Genomic DNA, 17344 nt, shown 5'->3' on the forward strand with positions numbered 1-17344 from the left:
GTGCAGTGACAAGCGCCACACTGTTGTAAATTTGATGGGGCGCTTAGCTCAGTTGGTAGAGCGGAGCCCTTACAAGGCTTAGGTCGGGAGTTCGAGCCTCTCAGCGCCCACCACAAATTTCAGCATTTGCAGTACATAAGGAGTGGTAGTTCAGTTGGTTAGAATACCGGCCTGTCACGCCGGGGGTCGCGGGTTCGAGCCCCGTCCGCTCCGCCAAGATTAAAAAGGTGAACGCAAGTTCACCTTTTTTCATATTCGGTAACAGTTTGTCAGAGTGATCGGTTGACCATGTTTGAGTATATTCGTACACACCAACGATTGATGCAGTTTTTATTGCTGCTGATTATCTTCCCTTCTTTCGCCTTTTTTGGTTTGGAAAGCTATACACGTTCACGCGGCGCAAATGAGCCTGTTGCGACGGTAGCCGGACAATCGATTAGTCAGCAAGAGTTTGATACCACTCAGCGTGACCAGTTGGAGCGCCTGCGCCAAATGTATGGCCCGCAGTTCGATTCTAAGTTGTTGAATACCGCTGAGGCTCGCCAAAATATTTTGGATGATCTGATCACACGTAAAGTGATTAATGTCGAAATAGCTAATCAACACTTGAGCATATCTGATGAGGCATTGCAGCAGGCAATTTTGGCAGAGCCAGCTTTGCTCAAGCCTGATGGCACTCGTGACGTTGAGCAGTTTAAAAAATTATTGGCAATGCAGGGCATGACGCCAGACAGCTACGCACAGCGCTTGCGCCAAAGTATGTCACTTCAGCAATTGCTGGGTGCCGTACAATCCACTGCAATCGTTCCAAAAACGGTCGCTAATTCTTTGTCTGTCATTAACGAGCAGGAAAGGGAAGTTCAGGCCCTGAATTTTCAGTCAGCTGATTTTGCCTCACAGGTAAAAGTGACGGATGAGATGTTGAAGTCCTACTACGAAAAAAATTCAGCTCAGTTTGAAATCCCTGAAACCATCAAAGCTGAATATGTTGTATTGAACAATGAAGTGCTGAGTTCGCAAATCACTGTGTCCGACGCAGAGGTACAAGCTTTTTACGATCAAAATAAAAAATTTGCTACGACTGAAGAGCAGCGTCGTGCCAGCCATATTTTGATTGCCTCCAACAAAGATGCAAAAGATGCGGATAAAGCGGCAGCCAAGCAAAAGGCTGAAAAGCTGTTAGCTGACGTGCGCAAGAACCCTGAATCTTTTGCAAAATTAGCGAAAGAAAATTCTCAGGACCCGGTGTCAGCAGAGCGTGGCGGAGATCTGGATTATTTCGGTAAGGGTGCAATGACTAAAGCATTCGAAGACACTGCATTCAAGTTGAAACAAGGTGAAATCAGTGAGCTCGTTCAAACAGAATTCGGTTATCACATCATCCAGTTGACGGCGATTAAGCCAGCGAGTGTGAAGTCTTTGGAAGAGATGAAGTCACAAATCGTGGCAGACATCAAAAAACAAAAAGCAGCTAAAGCCTATGCTGAAGCAGCAGAAACATTTACCAATACCGTCTACGAGCAGGCAGATAGCTTGAAGCCGGTCGCCGATAAACTGAAGCTGCAAGTACAAACAACCAATGTGCTTACCCGTCAACCGAATCCTGCTTTGCCAGCAGTGGCTTTGTTTAATAATCCAAAGTTTTTGAAGGCGATTTTTTCTGATGAGTCCGTCAAGAAGAAACACAACACAGAAGCTGTTGAAGTGGCGCCTAGCACACTGGTCTCCGGTCGTGTCATTGAGTACAAAGCGGCGAGCAAACGTCCGTTTGAAGAAGTAAAAGCGATCATACTGGCCCGTGTTACTTTGACAGAATCAGTTGCTCTTGCAAAAAAAGCGGGTGAGGACAAACTGAAGGCATTGAAATTGGCTGACAATGCTGCTGGTTTCTCAGAAAGTAAGACAGTATCCCGTTTGAAAAATCAAGATGTTGCGCCAGCGGTTTTTACTGAAGTGATGAAAGCCGATCTGCAAAAATTGCCCGCATTCGTTGGTGTCGAAACACCTGGCTCTGGTTATAGTATTTACCGTATTGCGAAGGTGAATGCAGGCACGGTAGATGCGGGACGACGTAAAATTGAGCAATCGCAGTTTGCTGATGCAATCGCGCAAAACGATATGTTCTCTTATGTAGAGGCTCTTAAGCAAAAATCTAAAGTCACTATCAATAAGACGCTTGTTTCTGCTCCTCCTGCAGCAGCTCCGCAATAGGCCGGATCTGACTTGGCAAAAAAAGCACCGTAAGGTGCTTTTTTTACGTCTGCTTTACGCATGAAAAGCTCAATAAATTCAGATATCACGGAAATTATTGATTTAAATTTTCTTAAAAACTTTTCCTAATTCCTACTTTTTGATTTGTATCAATATCGCGTCTAAGCATGCTCGCTATCCTGTCAATGAATTCTATTAACAGAGTGAGATCATGACGATATCTAAAGAAGGTTCTTACAATTATCGCGTAGTGCGCCAATTCTCTCTCATGGCAGTCGTATGGGGAATAGTTGGTATGCTGGTGGGCGTGATTATCGCTTCACAGCTTGCCTGGCCGGAGTTGTTTTCAGGAATACCCTGGTTAAGTTACGGGCGGCTGCGACCTTTACATACCAATGCAGTTATCTTTGCATTCGGTGGTTGTGCCTTGATGGGTACTTCCTACTACGTGGTGCAGCGTACTTCGAACGTGCGCCTGTTCTCTGATGCCCTCGCGGGCTTTACATTCTGGGGTTGGCAGCTCGTTATTCTGGCAGCAGCCATTTCTTTGCCTCTTGGCTATACCCAGGGTAAGGAATATGCTGAACTGGAATGGCCAATTGATATCCTGATCGCTGTGGTTTGGGTTGCGTATGCCATTGTTTTTTTTGGTACGCTAGTCAAGCGCAAAGTCGAACATATCTATGTTGCCAACTGGTTTTATGGTGCCTTTATCGTCGCCGTGGCCGTATTGCACATCGTCAATAGCGCGGCTATTCCGGTATCTCTGACCAAGTCTTATTCTGCCTATGCCGGTGTACAAGATGCAATGGTACAGTGGTGGTATGGGCATAACGCAGTCGGTTTCTTTTTGACGGCAGGTTTCCTGGGCATGATGTATTACTTCATTCCTAAACAAATCGAGCGTCCGGTTTATTCTTATCGACTGTCTATTGTTCACTTTTGGGCATTGATTTTTACCTATATGTGGGCCGGTCCACATCATCTGCATTACACCGCATTGCCTGACTGGGCTCAGTCTATCGGCATGGTGTTTTCCCTGATTTTGCTGGCACCTTCCTGGGGTGGCATGGTCAACGGCATCATGACTTTATCCGGTGCCTGGAGCAAGCTGCGTTCTGATCCTATCCTGCGCTTTCTCATCGTCTCCTTGTCTTTCTACGGTATGTCTACCTTTGAAGGCCCGATGATGGCGATCAAAACAGTCAATGCTTTATCTCATTACACAGACTGGACTGTTGGGCACGTACATTCTGGGGCGTTGGGCTGGGTGGGATTTATTTCTATTGGTAGTTTGTACTACTTGATTCCGCGATTATTTGGTCAGACAGAGATGTATAGCAAGCGGTTGATCGAAGTGCACTTCTGGGTGGCGACGATTGGTGTGGTCTTATATATCGCTTCGATGTGGATTGCTGGCGTGATGCAAGGCTTAATGTGGCGCGCAGTGAATGAAGACGGCACCTTGACTTATTCGTTTGTAGAGACAGTGAAGGCAACCTATCCGTACTACGTCATTCGTATGACTGGTGGCCTGATGTATTTCAGTGGCATGTTGGTGATGGCATATAACGTTGTAAAAACCGTCGCTGCTGCAAAACCTGTCAATAATGCGATTCCCGTGTTGAGCCCAACTGCGGCTCATGCCTGATCAGAGAAATAAGGAGAATTTATATGCGTAATTTTACTCATGATCTGATTGAGCGAAATGTGGGATTGTTATTGGTACTGGTCATACTGACGATTAGCATCGGTGGACTGGTAGAAATCGTTCCTTTATTTTTCCAGAAATCGACAACGCAGCCAGTGCAGGGGATGCAGCCATACTCACCATTGCAATTGGCCGGGCGGGATATCTATTTGCGTGAGGGCTGCTATGGCTGTCACTCACAAATGATTCGTCCATTTCGTGCAGAAACCGAGCGTTATGGCCACTACTCGGTGGCTGGAGAGTCTGTCTACGATCATCCCTTTCAGTGGGGTAGCAAGCGTACCGGCCCCGATCTTGCGCGGGTTGGCGGCCGTTACAGCGACGCTTGGCACAGAGATCATCTGAATGATCCGCGTTCAGTTGTTCCTGAGTCGAATATGCCTTCGTATTCCTGGCTGGCAAAAACGAAACTCGATAAAGCAGAGATCACTCCGAAGTTGAAGGCAATGAAAACCTTGGGCGTACCTTATACAGATCAGCAAATCGCGGCTGCTCCAGATGAGATTGCCGATAAAACAGAGCTCGATGCATTGATCGCCTATTTACAGATTTTAGGTACGTCGATCAAAAATAAAAATTAAGGAAATTCAGGGTACGACAATTTGAACTATGCCTGTTAATGGCGTTGTCGTTATCCGGATTCCACGACTGTTAGCAAGTCAGATTTCTAAGGAAGAGAATGAAACATGGACATTAATTTCACCATCGTCAGCAGTGTTGTGACTGTGATCAGCCTGATCGTGTTTTTGGGCATTCTCTACTGGGCATTCAGTAGTAAAAACAAAGCCCGATTCGAAGAGCTGGCACGCTTGCCAATTGAGAATGAGAACGGAAAATAATCATGGCAGATTTTTTTAACCAATGGTGGAGTATAGGGATTGCAGTGTTGGTTGCAATCAGTATTTTTGCGTGTGGATTGTTGTTGTGGTCGCAATCTACAGTCAAAGTAAAAATAGGTAGTGACGGCAAACCGTTGCCGGCCGAAACAACGGGTCATGTATGGGACGGTGATTTAACAGAGAAAAATAATCCCTTGCCACGCTGGTGGATGTGGTTGTTTTATCTCACCATTATTTACAGTATCGGCTATCTAATTGTCTATCCTGGGCTTGGTGACCGGCAAGGTAGTTTCGGCTGGAGTCAGGCTGGAGCGTATGAAAAAGAAATGGCGGATGGTGAAGTGCAATACGGACCTATCTTTAACAAGTATCTGGCGATGGACATCAAAGAAGTTGCCAAGGACCCGCAGGCAAAAGAAATTGGTCAGCGTCTCTTTTTGAATACTTGCTCACAGTGCCATGGCTCTGATGCACAAGGTGGCAAGGGATATCCTAATCTGGCTGACAGTGACTGGTTATATGGTGGTGATCCTCAAACGATTGTGACGACAATTACTGAGGGGCGTCATGGTCAAATGCCGCCGATGGGTGCTGCGTTGGGTACCGATGATGATGTGCGTAATGTCGCCAACTACGTATTGAGCTTATCCAATTCCACTCATGACCCGATCAAGGCCGCATTGGGTAAATCCAAATTTGCAGCATGTGCCGCCTGTCATGGCGCTGACGGTAAAGGAACACAGGCACTGGGTGCACCGAATTTGACCGATAAAATCTGGTTATATGGTGGCAGTATTGATACCGTGATGGAAACTATTAACAAAGGTCGTAATAATCAAATGCCAGCACATAAAACTATTTTGACGCCTGCAAAAATTCATTTGCTCGCTGCTTATGTGTGGAGTTTATCCAATGATCCGACGGCAATGATAAAAACAGCAGAGGTGGCCGCCGTTCAGCAAATAGCAGAAGTTGCAAGTGCTCCGGCCACTACATCAGATGCAGCAAAATAAGATGTCACAATAAATTCAGTGTCAGTCGTTCTGGCACTGAATGATCAGAAGCGCTGATGTTGTTGCGAGGGTATTCGCAATTCCTATCATCACTTCCTTTGATAGAAACTATGAAGCATATTCCCATCATACCGGTACCGATAGAAGAGGCTGAAATAGCCTTATTTGAAGAGCGTCGCAAAATATATCCGCGTTCACAAAATGGATGGTTTGCCAGTTGGCGCTGGGTACTGGTATTTTTTACTCAAGCTCTTTTTTACGGTACCGCCTGGCTTACCTGGAATGACAGGCAGGCGGTATTGTTTGACCTGGTCACACGAAAATTTTATATTTTTGGGTTGGTTCTGTGGCCACAAGATTTTATTTATCTGGCGATCTTGCTGGTGATCTCGGCATTATCGTTATTTTTATTTACCGCCGTTGCTGGTCGTTTGTTTTGCGGATATGCCTGTCCGCAAACGGTCTATACCGAGATATTTTTATGGATAGAAGCCAAACTTGAAGGTGACCGTAATGCGCGTATCAAGCTTGATGCTTCCCCTATTTCCGCACGTAAATTTGGCATCAAATCACTGAAGCACAGTGCATGGCTTATTTTATCTTTATGGACGGGGTTTACTTTTGTCGGTTACTTCACACCAATCCATCAACTGGCAGCGGAAGTATTCAGCTTTACCCTCGGCCCATGGGAAACGTTCTGGTTACTATTTTATGGTTTTGCAACTTATGGCAATGCGGGCTGGATGCGTGAGCAGGTCTGTAAATATATGTGCCCTTATGCCCGCTTTCAAAGCGCGATGTTTGATAAAGATACGCTGACAATTACTTACGATACCGAACGCGGCGAACCTCGTGGTTCGCGAAATAAAAAAGTCGATTATAAGGCGGAAGGCAAGGGTGATTGTGTCGATTGCGGTATTTGTGTACAGGTTTGTCCAACGGGAATTGATATCCGCAATGGCTTGCAATATGAATGTATAGCCTGCGGGGCGTGCATTGACGGTTGTAATCAGGTGATGGATAAGATGGGTTATGAGCGTGGTTTAATTCGTTACACCACGGATCATGCATTGACTAAAAAACTTGATTCTAATGCGATGTGGCGACGTGTTTTTCGTCCGCGTACCTTGGTCTATTCCGGTATTCTCGGCCTCATCATTCTCGCAGCCGGACTGTCTTTGGCTTTGCATGTTCCTTTAAAAGTGGATGTGATCCGCGACCGTGGCATGCCGCGTGTGATGGAAACCGGTGCGATTGATAATGTCTACAAAATTCAGATCATGAATACGGAAGAGCTTGCCAAAGAAGTACAGTTTGAAGTCAAAGGTATCAACGGTATTCGCATCGTAGGCGAGACCACGGTGAGTATTAACGCGGCAACGACTAAAGCAATACCAATGCGCGTTCGCATACCTCCCGGCGCGGCGGAGCCAGGCTCTAACCGTATCAGATTTATCGTCAAGGATAGTAAGGCTGCCAATATCACAGTCACTGAAAAGGCTGTGTTCCTGGTGCCAAAATAGGAGAATGATATGAGTGCGATATTCATGCAGGTAAAACCAAAAGCCGACCGTTGGTACAAAGAACCTTGGCTTCTGCTGGTTGTTGGTGGGCCCGCGATTGTGGTGTGTGCAAGTCTGTTCACAGGATTTCTTGCGTGGCGTGGTGCCGACAAAGTTATTGCTGAGGACTATTACAAGCAAGGCTTGATGATCAATAAAGATATTCAAAGAGATGCCCGTGCCCGAGCACTTCAATTGACCTCGTCAATTACATTAGACTCCTCCGGACGTGTACTGATGCAGCTATCCGGTAACGGTGTATTGCCTGATACAGTTCAGTTGAGTCTGGCGAATGCCGCAGCAAACGCAACGTCGGTGAATGAGTTAGTCAGGCGTCTGCCGTTGAAGCAAATTGTGCCGGGGAGTTATGAAGGTCATCTGCCAGCACAATCATCATCGTCATTCAATGAGGTTAAGTTATTTCACGCCAAGCTGGAGACAAGCGAATGGCGTCTGACAGGTGACTGGTTTAATCCAGAGCAAAAGCCCTTACAACTACAAGCAGCAAAATAACTTTACTCATAGTATCGAGACTGTTAACTTTGACATTGAATAAAAGGGGACAGGATTTGGAATCGCACAATTCGACTCACCGCCAAACACGGGTACGATCATTATTGATGGTCGTGTTGTGGCCAGCTTTTTTAATGGCTTGTGTCATGACGGGCTTATTTTTCAGTCTGGTTGATCCTATGGAGTTGATCATTCTAGATGAACGCATCAGGATACATATTACCGGTGTTTACACCATCGGTTTTTTCTCCTTCTGGGTGCTGGGAATGTTATCCAGTGGCTTAACTGCTTTGTTAATGACGGAAACACATTGAACCCGGATTTTTCATTAGACCGCTATCACTTCATAGAGACGCAGATGGCATGCGCCTTCCAAGTGGACCCGTCATCGCTGTTGTTTTGACGGAAAATCCGGCTTGAATCAAGGACAGATCATCATGCCCAATCTGACAGAATATACGGGCTATTTGTTCATTGCTCGTCGCTTTACTCTTAATTGCTTATGTTGACTTTGCCACTCGTCATTGCTGCAGTGTCCGCTGGTCTCGCAGGCGGGATTCACTGCGTTGGTATGTGCGGAGGAATCTCCAGTCTGCTGGGTTACACGGATGGTGAACGCCTCGGTTACGAGAACTCATCGGGTGACTCTGCCACAAAAAAGGTGATCCATATCAAAGTAGCAGACGCCGCACCTGGTGCCAGTGGTCAAGCTACTGTACACAGTGTTGCCTCGGTCATTCCTCCCGCAATCTTACGGCACGCCGGGCGTATTTTTACTTATATGTTGGTTGGCGCATTGTTTGGCAGCCTTGGGACTGCCGGTATGCTGTTCAGACCTTATCTGCCGGTTCAGCAGATCTTATTTGTAGTTGGGAATCTCGCATTAATTTATTTGGGAATGCGTTTGTCAGGCTGGACAGATCTGGTTCTGGCATTAATTCCGTCGTCAGCGTTATTTGCTCGCCTGAACTCTTCTGTCACTAATATCCTGAGTCTGGCGATGCGTAATGCATCCCAGTATCCGTTTTTTACCGGTATGGCTTGGGGATGCTTACCTTGCGGTTTATTGTATGGTGCTGCACCGTTTGCATTGCTGGCGGGTGACGCATGGTCTGGTGCGATGTTGATGTTGATTTTTGGTCTGAGTGCCTTGCCCTATTTGTTGTTGGCACCAGGTCTCATACGATACGCAAAAATTAGCCGCTATGCGCGATATGTCCGTGTTGGTGCAGCGAGCTTGCTACTGACAATCGGACTCTCAGGTTTATGGTATTTTGATATGTCGCTGATGCCTGATTTTTTGTGCATCACGCCTAGATGAGTTTGCTGGATTGGTGGGCGACTCAGCTGTAAGTTGCAAAACACTGCTAAACACAGTCGGAGGTAGTTAACGATTACGCTTTGATATTGATAATCGTGCCAAGTATGTCATCTGCCGTTTTGACGACTTTTGCGTTGATGTCAAATCCTACTTTAAACTCTAAAGATTGAATAATTTCTTTTGTTAGATCCGTGCCGCTAGGGGTAGTGGAGCTGCCATCTGTTTCTACGCCATTACTAATTGTGGTAGTAACGCCGCCATTTTTTTGCTCCTGAAATGACACTTGTTGCGCTTGAAATCCATTAGTACTGGCATTCGCAACACTGTTTGCTGAGTTATCCAAGGCGCGTTGATAAGATTGCAAGCCTGATAAACCTGCATTAAGGGCTGAAATCGACATAATCATTCTCCGGAAAGTACATCGTCAGGATACGCCACTTTACGCTTTTAAGCTGACCCCTGTGATTGTTCAAATGATGACTCAAATTTAGGGTAATTCACGCGCCGGATTCGTTAAATATAGTGCTTGTCAGCGGCAAATGGATTTCTATCCGCGTACCTTCGCCATGATTGCTGCCGACTGAAAATTCACCTTGCATTGCTTTTACCCGCTCGCGCATTCCTACCAGTCCAAACGAACGTGATTTGCGCATATCTTCTTCCTCAATGCCGCGACCGTTATCACTGATGGAAAAGTTTAGCTCGTCCTTTGTACGCTCAAACTCAATCATGACTTTATTCGCCTTAGCATGCCTCGTTACGTTCGTCAGTGATTCTTGGATAATCCGGAAGATCGCCGTACTATGTGCATCATCCAGGTTGAGCAGGTCCTCGTCTGCCCGTAATTGGCATTCGATCTGATGGCGCTGGGTAAAATCTTTTTGCAATGTTTGCAGTGCAAAGTAGAGCCCCCCTTCATCCAGCGCGCGTGGGCGTAAATCGGTTGCAATGCGGCGTAAGGTTGTGATGGAAGTTAATATCAACTGATCCATGCTGGACAAGGCCTTTTGTGATTTGCCCGACATCTCGGCATCGCGTTGCAGCAGGGATAAATCCATCCTCAATGCAGCCAGAAGTTGACCGAGATCATCATGTAGTTCGCGTGCGATATGTTTGCGCTCCTCTTCCCGGATACTTTGTAATGCACTGGAGAGTTGACTCAATTGTGAATGATATTGAGCCATTTTTTCTTTAGCAATTTTTCTCTCAGTGATATCCCGGAAAATCACGGTATAGAAGCGATGTCCATTTTCCATCAAGCTTGAGATCGATGCTTCGATGGGAAATTCTTCACCGCTGGCGCGCAAGCCTGTGACATAAAAATCCTCAAAATCACCACCCATTTTTCGCCTTGTGTCGCCAGTCTGGCCAAATTTTTTGACGTGGCTGCCATGCGATTTACGATGCCGCTCCGGAATTACTGCATTAAGTGAGGTACCGGTCATTTGCTCTATAGCATAGCCGAACATTGCAGCAGCAGCAGGATTGGCCAGAATGATATTCTGATGCTCATCAATGGTGATGATGCCATCAATCGCGGTTTCGATGATGCCGGTAAGGCGTTCTTTATGGACAGACAATTCGTCGGCACTCCTCGCAATTTTTTTATTTGCGGCGCTCAAGGTAGCGTAAGGGGCATGAATATTCACAGCAACCATGCTGCGATAGATCGCCGTTGCTGCCAGAAACTGATAAACATGTCCTGCGATGACATAGATATCGCTGGTATCGGTATATAAAGAGAAATACACTTCCGACATCGCCATAGTTGAACTGGCGACAAATAACGAAGCTCTATCGATATGCAGCCGCTCCTCTGCGTGCTCGCCCTTGATACGGACAGCCTGACGATATAACAGAGTCGCAGTCAATACATTGAGGCCGATCAACAGTGACTCACCCACCAGCTTGAAAGTTGTCTGGCCTGATTCCGCTGAGTAAGTCAAAGGTACGTACTCAGGCGCAATTAAGATGAAAACGACGCAAATAGTGGTCAACACGACTCCCGCGACGAGTACCGCAACTGATTGTGACGGCGATGAAAACGTATCTCGGGAACTAAGTGTCAGCCCTAGCAAGGTGAGAGCGACGATCAGCCTCGACATGAGCCAGAAACTGAGTGATTTATGCATATCAATTGCTTGCAAAAAACCCGGCATACCCTGGAAACTGATCGCGTGAAAAAAACCTAAAATCGCCGTGCATAAAAAAGCGACGGCGAGTATGACGCTACTCTTTTTACGGCGCTCACCAAAGGCGTTCCAGCAGACGATAAACACAGAAGAAAAAATAACGATAGTTGCTGTTTCTAATGCCGTATGCAAAGGTAAGGATGCAACGATTTTGTAATGAGCGAAGTTGGCTTTGTTCAGCCACATGACACAAGACAGCACCAGCAGGCACAGTGCAATCCATTTGGCTTGTTTTAGTTCTTTGGGAGTATGCAGCAACATAGGGCGACGGATCCGGGCGGTTAAATCCGGGTTGAATCAGACAAGCCTGTATTTTAGGGGAGTTTCTTGCATGTCATATGGTTTTCTCCATCTTTGCTTTTAGCTCTGACGAAAATAGCGGCGATAAAAATTGGTGGCGAAAAAAGGTAGACGAAAAAAAGGCACGAATTCTCGTGCCTTCATCCAACGATGGTATCAATGCTAATTTTAATGTGACATCAAAACGGGAATGGTCATACTTTCCAAAATAGTTCGGGTCACGCCGCCCATGATCATTTCACGGAAACGTGAGTGGCCATAACCACCCATTACAAGCATGTCGCTGTCTAAGTCATGAGCGAGTGAAAGCAGGGCGTTGCCAATATCGGTCGAAGTCTTATGTACTGACACTTCTACTTTGATACCGTGACGCGCAAGGTAGAGCGCGATATCCGCACCCGGTTGTTCGCCGTGCGCATCTGGTGTTGCCTTTGGATTGAAAATAGCAACCTGTACTAAGTCCGCACGTTTTAATAAGGGAATCGCATCGGTGACAGCACGTGTCGATTCTCGGCTGGCATCCCATGAAATCAGCGGACGTTTTGCAACCGTACTGAAATCGCTGGTATAAGGAACGATTAATACTGGGCGACCCGAGTTCATCACGATATATTCAGGAAAGTCTGGCAATACAGAAGGCGAAGGCTCATCACGATTCGTTTGGCCGACCACGACCAGATCGCTGTAGCGCGCCTGTAAGCCGATGCCGCCGCCTGCCTCATCGTTAGCGATCACACTCTCGAAAGATGCCACGCCGAATTCCTGCATACTTTTACCAAAACTGGCGATCGCTTTTTCTGCACGTTCACGTAAAAAATTCAGATGGATCGTCAAATTAGGATCACTGGCGCTGATGTTGCCGTCTTGATAGATAAAGCGTGAAACACCTGTCACTGCTGTGCCTATCAGATGCGCATTGTCCGCAATCGCGATCTCTGCAGCAACCTTGACTCTGAGCGCAGAGCGGCTTGATTCATCCAGATGGACCAGTACGGTTTTGTAAGTCATGTCGGACTCCTTGATGTCATAAAGAAAGCTGATCCCAGGGTTAAGGCCAGGTGCCGATATATTAACTAAGCTTATATTAATTCAGTGCAACCGCAACTTCTTTACTCCATTGCGGGAGTAAGCTCTTTCCTACGAGGGCGGTGACTTTTTCACCTACTTTGAGACGGGTTTTAGCAGGTGGTAAACGACGTAGTGTTTTTAATGCGACGGGATCAAGAATACCAATCTGGCGTTGCTCAACACGGATCAGCCCTAATTCATTGAAGGCAGATAAGGTGCGGCTGACTGTCTCTAGGGTCAAGCCCAGATAACTACCAATTTCGTGACGAGTCATGCGTAAATTAAATAGTTTGTTCGAATAACCGAGTTGTGCAAAACGCTCACCCAGATTAAGTAAAAAGCGGGCTACTTTAGCTTCTGCACTTAATGCACTGAGCATACCGATCATGATTTGTTCCCGCACTAATTCGCGGCTCATGGCTCGGAACATGGCTTGTTCTAATTCTGCATAGAGGCGACCTAGAGACGAAAATATTGTGTACGGTACTAAGATCACATCACAATCAGAGAGAGCAACTGCCTCCGATGCGTGACGTTGCGTATGTATGCCGTCGATACCTAGCAAATCACCTTTCATGGGAAAGCTTAATACCTGCTCGTTGCCGTATTCGTCGATTAATACGGTTTTCAAAAAACCAGAATTGACGATGTACAAAGTATCGAAATTCTGACCAATGGTATGGATACGCTGACCAGCTTTGTAACGCACATGCTGGAACAAAACTTGTTCGTCATCGGACGCTGCCGGGGTTGCAATGCCGAGCAAGTCACACACTTCATGCAGGTTAGACCATAGCGTGCCGTGACAGCGCCAGCCAGCATCATTAGACGCGGATGCCGATACGCTTGCCGACAAATAAGCGGTCGGGCTGGTGGTCACTTCGATATTCGACAACGATGTAGAAACAGTGGCTGTAGACATGGTTTTCCCTCACGAGGTAGATTAATTCAAATTCTTTGATGGCTCTGCATGAATCCAGTTATGCAGGATGCGTGGTATTTGTGCGAAATCGGTGGACTTATCCAGAAAACCATCGGCACCGGCTCGCATGGCTTGCAAGCGGTTTGCGTCGGTAGCGTGGTTGGTGAGTACGATAATTTTGACGTCAGGTTTCTTTTGTTTGACGCTTTTTAATAAGCTCAGTCCGTTACCATCGCTAAGCTGTACGTCCAAAATCATCGCGTTGGTGTCCGAGCCCAGAATCGCCTGGTAAGCACTCTTGATATCACCTGCGACGCCGACAATATGAACATCAGGCAGATCGTCCATGAAACCGACTAAGCGATTTTGGATCAGTACAGAATCTTCAACGATGTACAGGTTTAAGCTCGGGCTCATTTTTCTGATCTTGGGTAAATTTTTAATGCGTTTCTCAATAATTCTTGAGATAAATTTACGGACACATGCATGTGTTCGCATGAGTTCATTATGATCAGTAAAGGAATTGATTTACATCAGAGAATGCTTATTTGGATGGCGGAAATTACTGAGTCTCTTGTAGGAATATTCCTAGCAGAAGAGCGGTGACTCAGTTCGTCTTATCAGGTTTTAAGCAGGATAGGCGCACAATCTTGTCTCATGCGCGTGCGCCTAAGAGAGGGGCTCAGTGCCGTTCAGACAGATTGAAGCAAATGGTGGGCAATCGCGTATTGCACAAGGTCAGACATATTGGTCATGTCCATTTTTTGCAGAATACGTGTCTTATGCGTGCTCACCGTTTTTACGCTGAGGTGTAGCAGGTCGCCAATTTCAGTAATAGAACGTCCCTTTACGAGATGGTTAAACACCTCGAATTCACGATCGGATAACTGCGTGTGCGGCAATCCGTTGTCGGCGGGCATAGCGGACATCGCGAGTTGTTCGGCAACTTCCATGCTGATATATGGACGTCCTGAGGCGACTTTGCGTAAAGCGGTTACCAGTTGTGTGCCAGCACTCTCTTTGGTCAGATAACCTCTTGCACCAGCACGGATTGCCCGTACCGCATATTGTTCTTCTTCATGCATGGTCAGGATCAGGATCGGTAATTTAGGCATCTCATCCTTGATTTGGCGAATCAGGTCAACACCGCTGCGTCCTGGCATGGACAAGTCCATCAGCAACACATCAAAATTACCTATCCTTGCTTTTTCCAGAGTATCGAATCCATCTACTGCTTCGGCCACAACCTTTATATCTTCAATGCCGTCCAGAATGCGCTTTAAGCCTTCGCGCATGATGGTGTGGTCGTCTGCAATCAGTATGCGAATCATTGATAGAGTAGGGTAAGAATAGCAAAATAAAATACGCTTTACCTCACCGCAGTCATTAAAGATTGCTATGAGGTAAAGCGTATTGTACTTTACAACTGGGGACTTCTAGAAGTGCGCTAGCTTGCTGCGTCAGCTTTCTTTCAATTTCTTCCGGATTGTGATCTGAGTATGTCGAGCCGTCATTTCTAGCTTTGTTTGATACGGTGCACCAATACCGGAATCTGACAAATAGATAGAACTTTAGTCGTAACACTACCAAGCAAAAAATTGCCAAGACCACTGCGGCCATGTGATCCCATAAAAATCAGGTCACAGCCGTATTGACCGGCAATATGAACGATTTCTTTGGCTGTTGAATCACTGAATTTCGTCTCAATTTGGCAGGCAATATCCATCATGTTTGCAGATTCTTTGATCGGCTGAAAATAGTTGTCACCGAGCGCTCGCATTGCTGCCTGATATTCCTCTTCGGTCTGGGTGACTGGTGGAATGAATTCGCCGTACACTGGGTATTGAAAGGTTGGCGCAATAAATACAATAACGACGCTTGCTTTCAATTGTTGAGCGAGTTCTAGTCCTGCGTTGGCGCTACTTAGTGAGAGCGCTGAGCCATCAACGGGTAAAAGAATCTTTTTGTACATGATATGCCTTCCCTTGTATTAACTATCCAGTATCAAGTGAGCGGACGATATCTACAGACTAGATGCTCCAGCGAGCGAGACTTTGCGTCAGCACAAAGTCGCTATCAAAATAGTAGTTTATTTTTTGAGAATTACAAATAGAGTCAGATTAATGTATTAAACCGCAGCAGATAATAGATATGGAGGCCTGATCTGCTGTAAGACTCGATTGGATGAGCGGGCAATGGAGCATATAGCATGCTGCCTCTGCCTAACAAGCGGCGTGATTGACGGTCACTACATGAACGGCCAGACCGCCCAAAGAGGTTTCTTTATACTTGGTCTGCATATCCGCACCGGTCTGACGCATGGTTTCTATCACCTGGTCCAGACTGACGTGATGCGTGCCGTCGCTCCTCAGCGCAAGAGAGGCTGCGGTAATTGCTTTTACGGCACCCATGCCATTACGCTCTATACAGGGAATTTGTACCAGCCCGCCGATAGGGTCGCAGGTCATTCCCAGATGATGTTCGATACCAATTTCGGCGGCGGATTCGATTTGTTCGTTGGTGCCGCCGAGCGCAGCAGTCAATCCTGCCGCTGCCATGGCACAGGCGACACCGACTTCTCCCTGGCAGCCGATCTCTGCACCAGAGATAGAAGCATTCTTTTTACATAGCATGCCGATCGCCGAGGCGACTAACAAAAACTGCCGTATGCCTTGCTCGGGATTACTTGGTTTGCAGTCTTCTGCATAGTAGCGTAAAACCGCAGGAATGATGCCCGCAGCCCCATTAGTCGGCGCAGTAACTACCCGACCGCCAGCGGCGTTTTCTTCATTAACGGCCATCGCATAGAGGCTCACCTTGTGCATGCCGTCATGCGGCAATACATCCGCGCTTTCATTGGCGCTGCGCCACAATTTGGCCGCCCGTCGTTTAACGTGCAGACCACCGGGTAACTCACCGGAGATTTGCAGGCCCCGCGAAATACAGCCCTTCATGACAGACCAGATCTTATCGACACCGGCATCCAGTTCGGCATCGCTGCAACGCGTGATTTCATTGGCGCGCAGCATCGCGGCGATGGAGAGTCCGCTGCGCTGACCGTGTACCAGTAATTCGGCCATTGTCCCAAAATGAAAGGGCAGTGAGGAGCTTGTAGCGCTGTTGGCAGTGCCTTGAGCAGATTGATGTAATTCTGCTTCAGTCGAAATGAAACCGCCGCCAGTGGAGTAAAACACTTGCTCGCATACCGTGCCGTCATTGCGCGTCAGCATAAAACGCATACCGTTCGGGTGACCTGGCAAGACCTCCTGCTTGTGCCACAACAGATCGTCCATCATGTCGAATTTGACTGGATATTCTCCCAGCAGATTCATGCTGCCACTGTCAGCCAAGGCCGTGAGTTTGTCTTCTACTGTGTCGGGAATTACATCTTGCGGCGTCTCGCCCATGAGCCCGAGCAACACGGCTTTATCCGTTGCATGACCATGACCGGTCAAGGCCAGCGAGCCGTATAACGCAACCTGGACTTTGCTGACTTTAAATAATTCAGGACATTCGAGTAAAAACCGTCGCGCCGCGAGCATAGGGCCGACGGTGTGGGAGCTGGATGGACCTACACCTATTTTAAATAAATCAAATACCCGCATGTCCATATATTTTCCTTTGTCTCGTATATCCTGATCAAGTCTGATTCCGCACCGCTATGATCACTATCATCGCGATGCCAGAATGTC

At 46.9% G+C, this 17344-nt stretch carries 17 protein-coding genes and 2 tRNA genes; 11 read left to right on the top strand and 8 right to left on the bottom strand.

Going from position 1 to position 17344, the window contains the following annotated elements:
- The first annotated feature begins 37 nt into the window (after positions 1–37).
- The 11 genes from ACO0LE_RS08575 (at position 38) to ACO0LE_RS08625 (ending at position 9170) form a co-directional block, all read left to right on the top strand.
- Positions 38–113, top strand: a tRNA-Val gene (locus ACO0LE_RS08575).
- Positions 114–139: 26 nt separating this feature from the next.
- A tRNA-Asp gene (locus tag ACO0LE_RS08580) sits at positions 140–216 on the top strand.
- A gap of 72 nt (positions 217–288) precedes the next feature.
- Entirely contained in the window at positions 289–2211 is a 1923-nt protein-coding gene (locus ACO0LE_RS08585) for a SurA N-terminal domain-containing protein (RefSeq protein WP_422959980.1), read from the top strand.
- Positions 2212–2422: 211 nt separating this feature from the next.
- Complete coding sequence (gene ccoN, locus ACO0LE_RS08590) at positions 2423–3862, top strand: cytochrome-c oxidase, cbb3-type subunit I (RefSeq protein WP_422959981.1); 1440 nt, start codon at positions 2423–2425, stop codon at positions 3860–3862.
- Positions 3863–3885: 23 nt separating this feature from the next.
- Positions 3886–4503, top strand: a complete 618-nt coding sequence (gene ccoO, locus ACO0LE_RS08595; protein ID WP_422959982.1) for a cytochrome-c oxidase, cbb3-type subunit II — start codon at positions 3886–3888, stop codon at positions 4501–4503.
- Between the two features lie 105 nt (positions 4504–4608).
- Positions 4609–4761 (top strand): cbb3-type cytochrome oxidase subunit 3, encoded by a 153-nt coding sequence (locus ACO0LE_RS08600; RefSeq protein WP_422959983.1) that lies wholly within the window; start codon positions 4609–4611, stop codon positions 4759–4761.
- A 2-nt stretch (positions 4762–4763) separates the two neighbouring features.
- A complete protein-coding gene (ccoP, locus tag ACO0LE_RS08605) occupies positions 4764–5774 on the top strand; it encodes a cytochrome-c oxidase, cbb3-type subunit III (protein ID WP_422959984.1) in 1011 nt (336 codons plus the stop codon).
- Between the two features lie 110 nt (positions 5775–5884).
- The gene (gene ccoG, locus ACO0LE_RS08610; RefSeq protein ID WP_422959985.1) at positions 5885–7297 is read left to right on the top strand and encodes a cytochrome c oxidase accessory protein CcoG; all 1413 of its coding nucleotides are present in this window, start codon (positions 5885–5887) and stop codon (positions 7295–7297) included.
- Positions 7298–7306: 9 nt separating this feature from the next.
- Positions 7307–7849, top strand: a complete 543-nt coding sequence (locus ACO0LE_RS08615; protein WP_422959986.1) for a FixH family protein — start codon at positions 7307–7309, stop codon at positions 7847–7849.
- Positions 7850–7995: 146 nt separating this feature from the next.
- Positions 7996–8163, top strand: coding sequence for a hypothetical protein (locus tag ACO0LE_RS08620; protein WP_422959987.1), 168 nt, complete (start codon positions 7996–7998; stop codon positions 8161–8163).
- Between the two features lie 188 nt (positions 8164–8351).
- Positions 8352–9170 (top strand): sulfite exporter TauE/SafE family protein, encoded by an 819-nt coding sequence (locus ACO0LE_RS08625; protein WP_422959988.1) that lies wholly within the window; start codon positions 8352–8354, stop codon positions 9168–9170.
- 73 nt (positions 9171–9243) lie between these two features.
- Here ACO0LE_RS08625 and ACO0LE_RS08630 read toward each other — a convergent pair whose 3' ends face one another.
- From ACO0LE_RS08630 to ACO0LE_RS08665, 8 genes are all read right to left on the bottom strand, one after another.
- Positions 9244–9570 (bottom strand): flagellar basal body rod C-terminal domain-containing protein, encoded by a 327-nt coding sequence (locus tag ACO0LE_RS08630; protein WP_422959989.1) that lies wholly within the window; start codon positions 9568–9570, stop codon positions 9244–9246.
- Between the two features lie 97 nt (positions 9571–9667).
- Complete coding sequence (locus ACO0LE_RS08635; protein WP_422959990.1) at positions 9668–11623, bottom strand: MASE3 domain-containing protein; 1956 nt, start codon at positions 11621–11623, stop codon at positions 9668–9670.
- Positions 11624–11830: 207 nt separating this feature from the next.
- Positions 11831–12670 carry a universal stress protein gene (locus ACO0LE_RS08640; protein ID WP_422959991.1) on the bottom strand — a complete coding sequence of 280 codons (840 nt, stop codon included), beginning with the start codon at positions 12668–12670 and terminating at the stop codon, positions 11831–11833.
- 76 nt (positions 12671–12746) lie between these two features.
- Positions 12747–13652: a helix-turn-helix domain-containing protein gene (locus tag ACO0LE_RS08645; RefSeq protein ID WP_422959992.1), complete on the bottom strand. Its 906-nt coding sequence runs from the start codon at positions 13650–13652 to the stop codon at positions 12747–12749.
- Positions 13653–13673: 21 nt separating this feature from the next.
- Positions 13674–14069: a response regulator gene (locus tag ACO0LE_RS08650; protein ID WP_422959993.1), complete on the bottom strand. Its 396-nt coding sequence runs from the start codon at positions 14067–14069 to the stop codon at positions 13674–13676.
- A gap of 275 nt (positions 14070–14344) precedes the next feature.
- Complete coding sequence (locus ACO0LE_RS08655; protein WP_422959994.1) at positions 14345–14983, bottom strand: response regulator; 639 nt, start codon at positions 14981–14983, stop codon at positions 14345–14347.
- 185 nt (positions 14984–15168) lie between these two features.
- Positions 15169–15624, bottom strand: a complete 456-nt coding sequence (locus tag ACO0LE_RS08660) for a universal stress protein (protein WP_422959995.1) — start codon at positions 15622–15624, stop codon at positions 15169–15171.
- 250 nt (positions 15625–15874) lie between these two features.
- Entirely contained in the window at positions 15875–17263 is a 1389-nt protein-coding gene (locus tag ACO0LE_RS08665; protein WP_422959996.1) for an L-serine ammonia-lyase, read from the bottom strand.
- Positions 17264–17344: the final 81 nt, after the last annotated feature.

Source organism: Undibacterium sp. Xuan67W (assembly GCF_049340165.1).
In the GTDB taxonomy this organism is placed as follows: Bacteria; Pseudomonadota; Gammaproteobacteria; order Burkholderiales; family Burkholderiaceae_D; genus Undibacterium.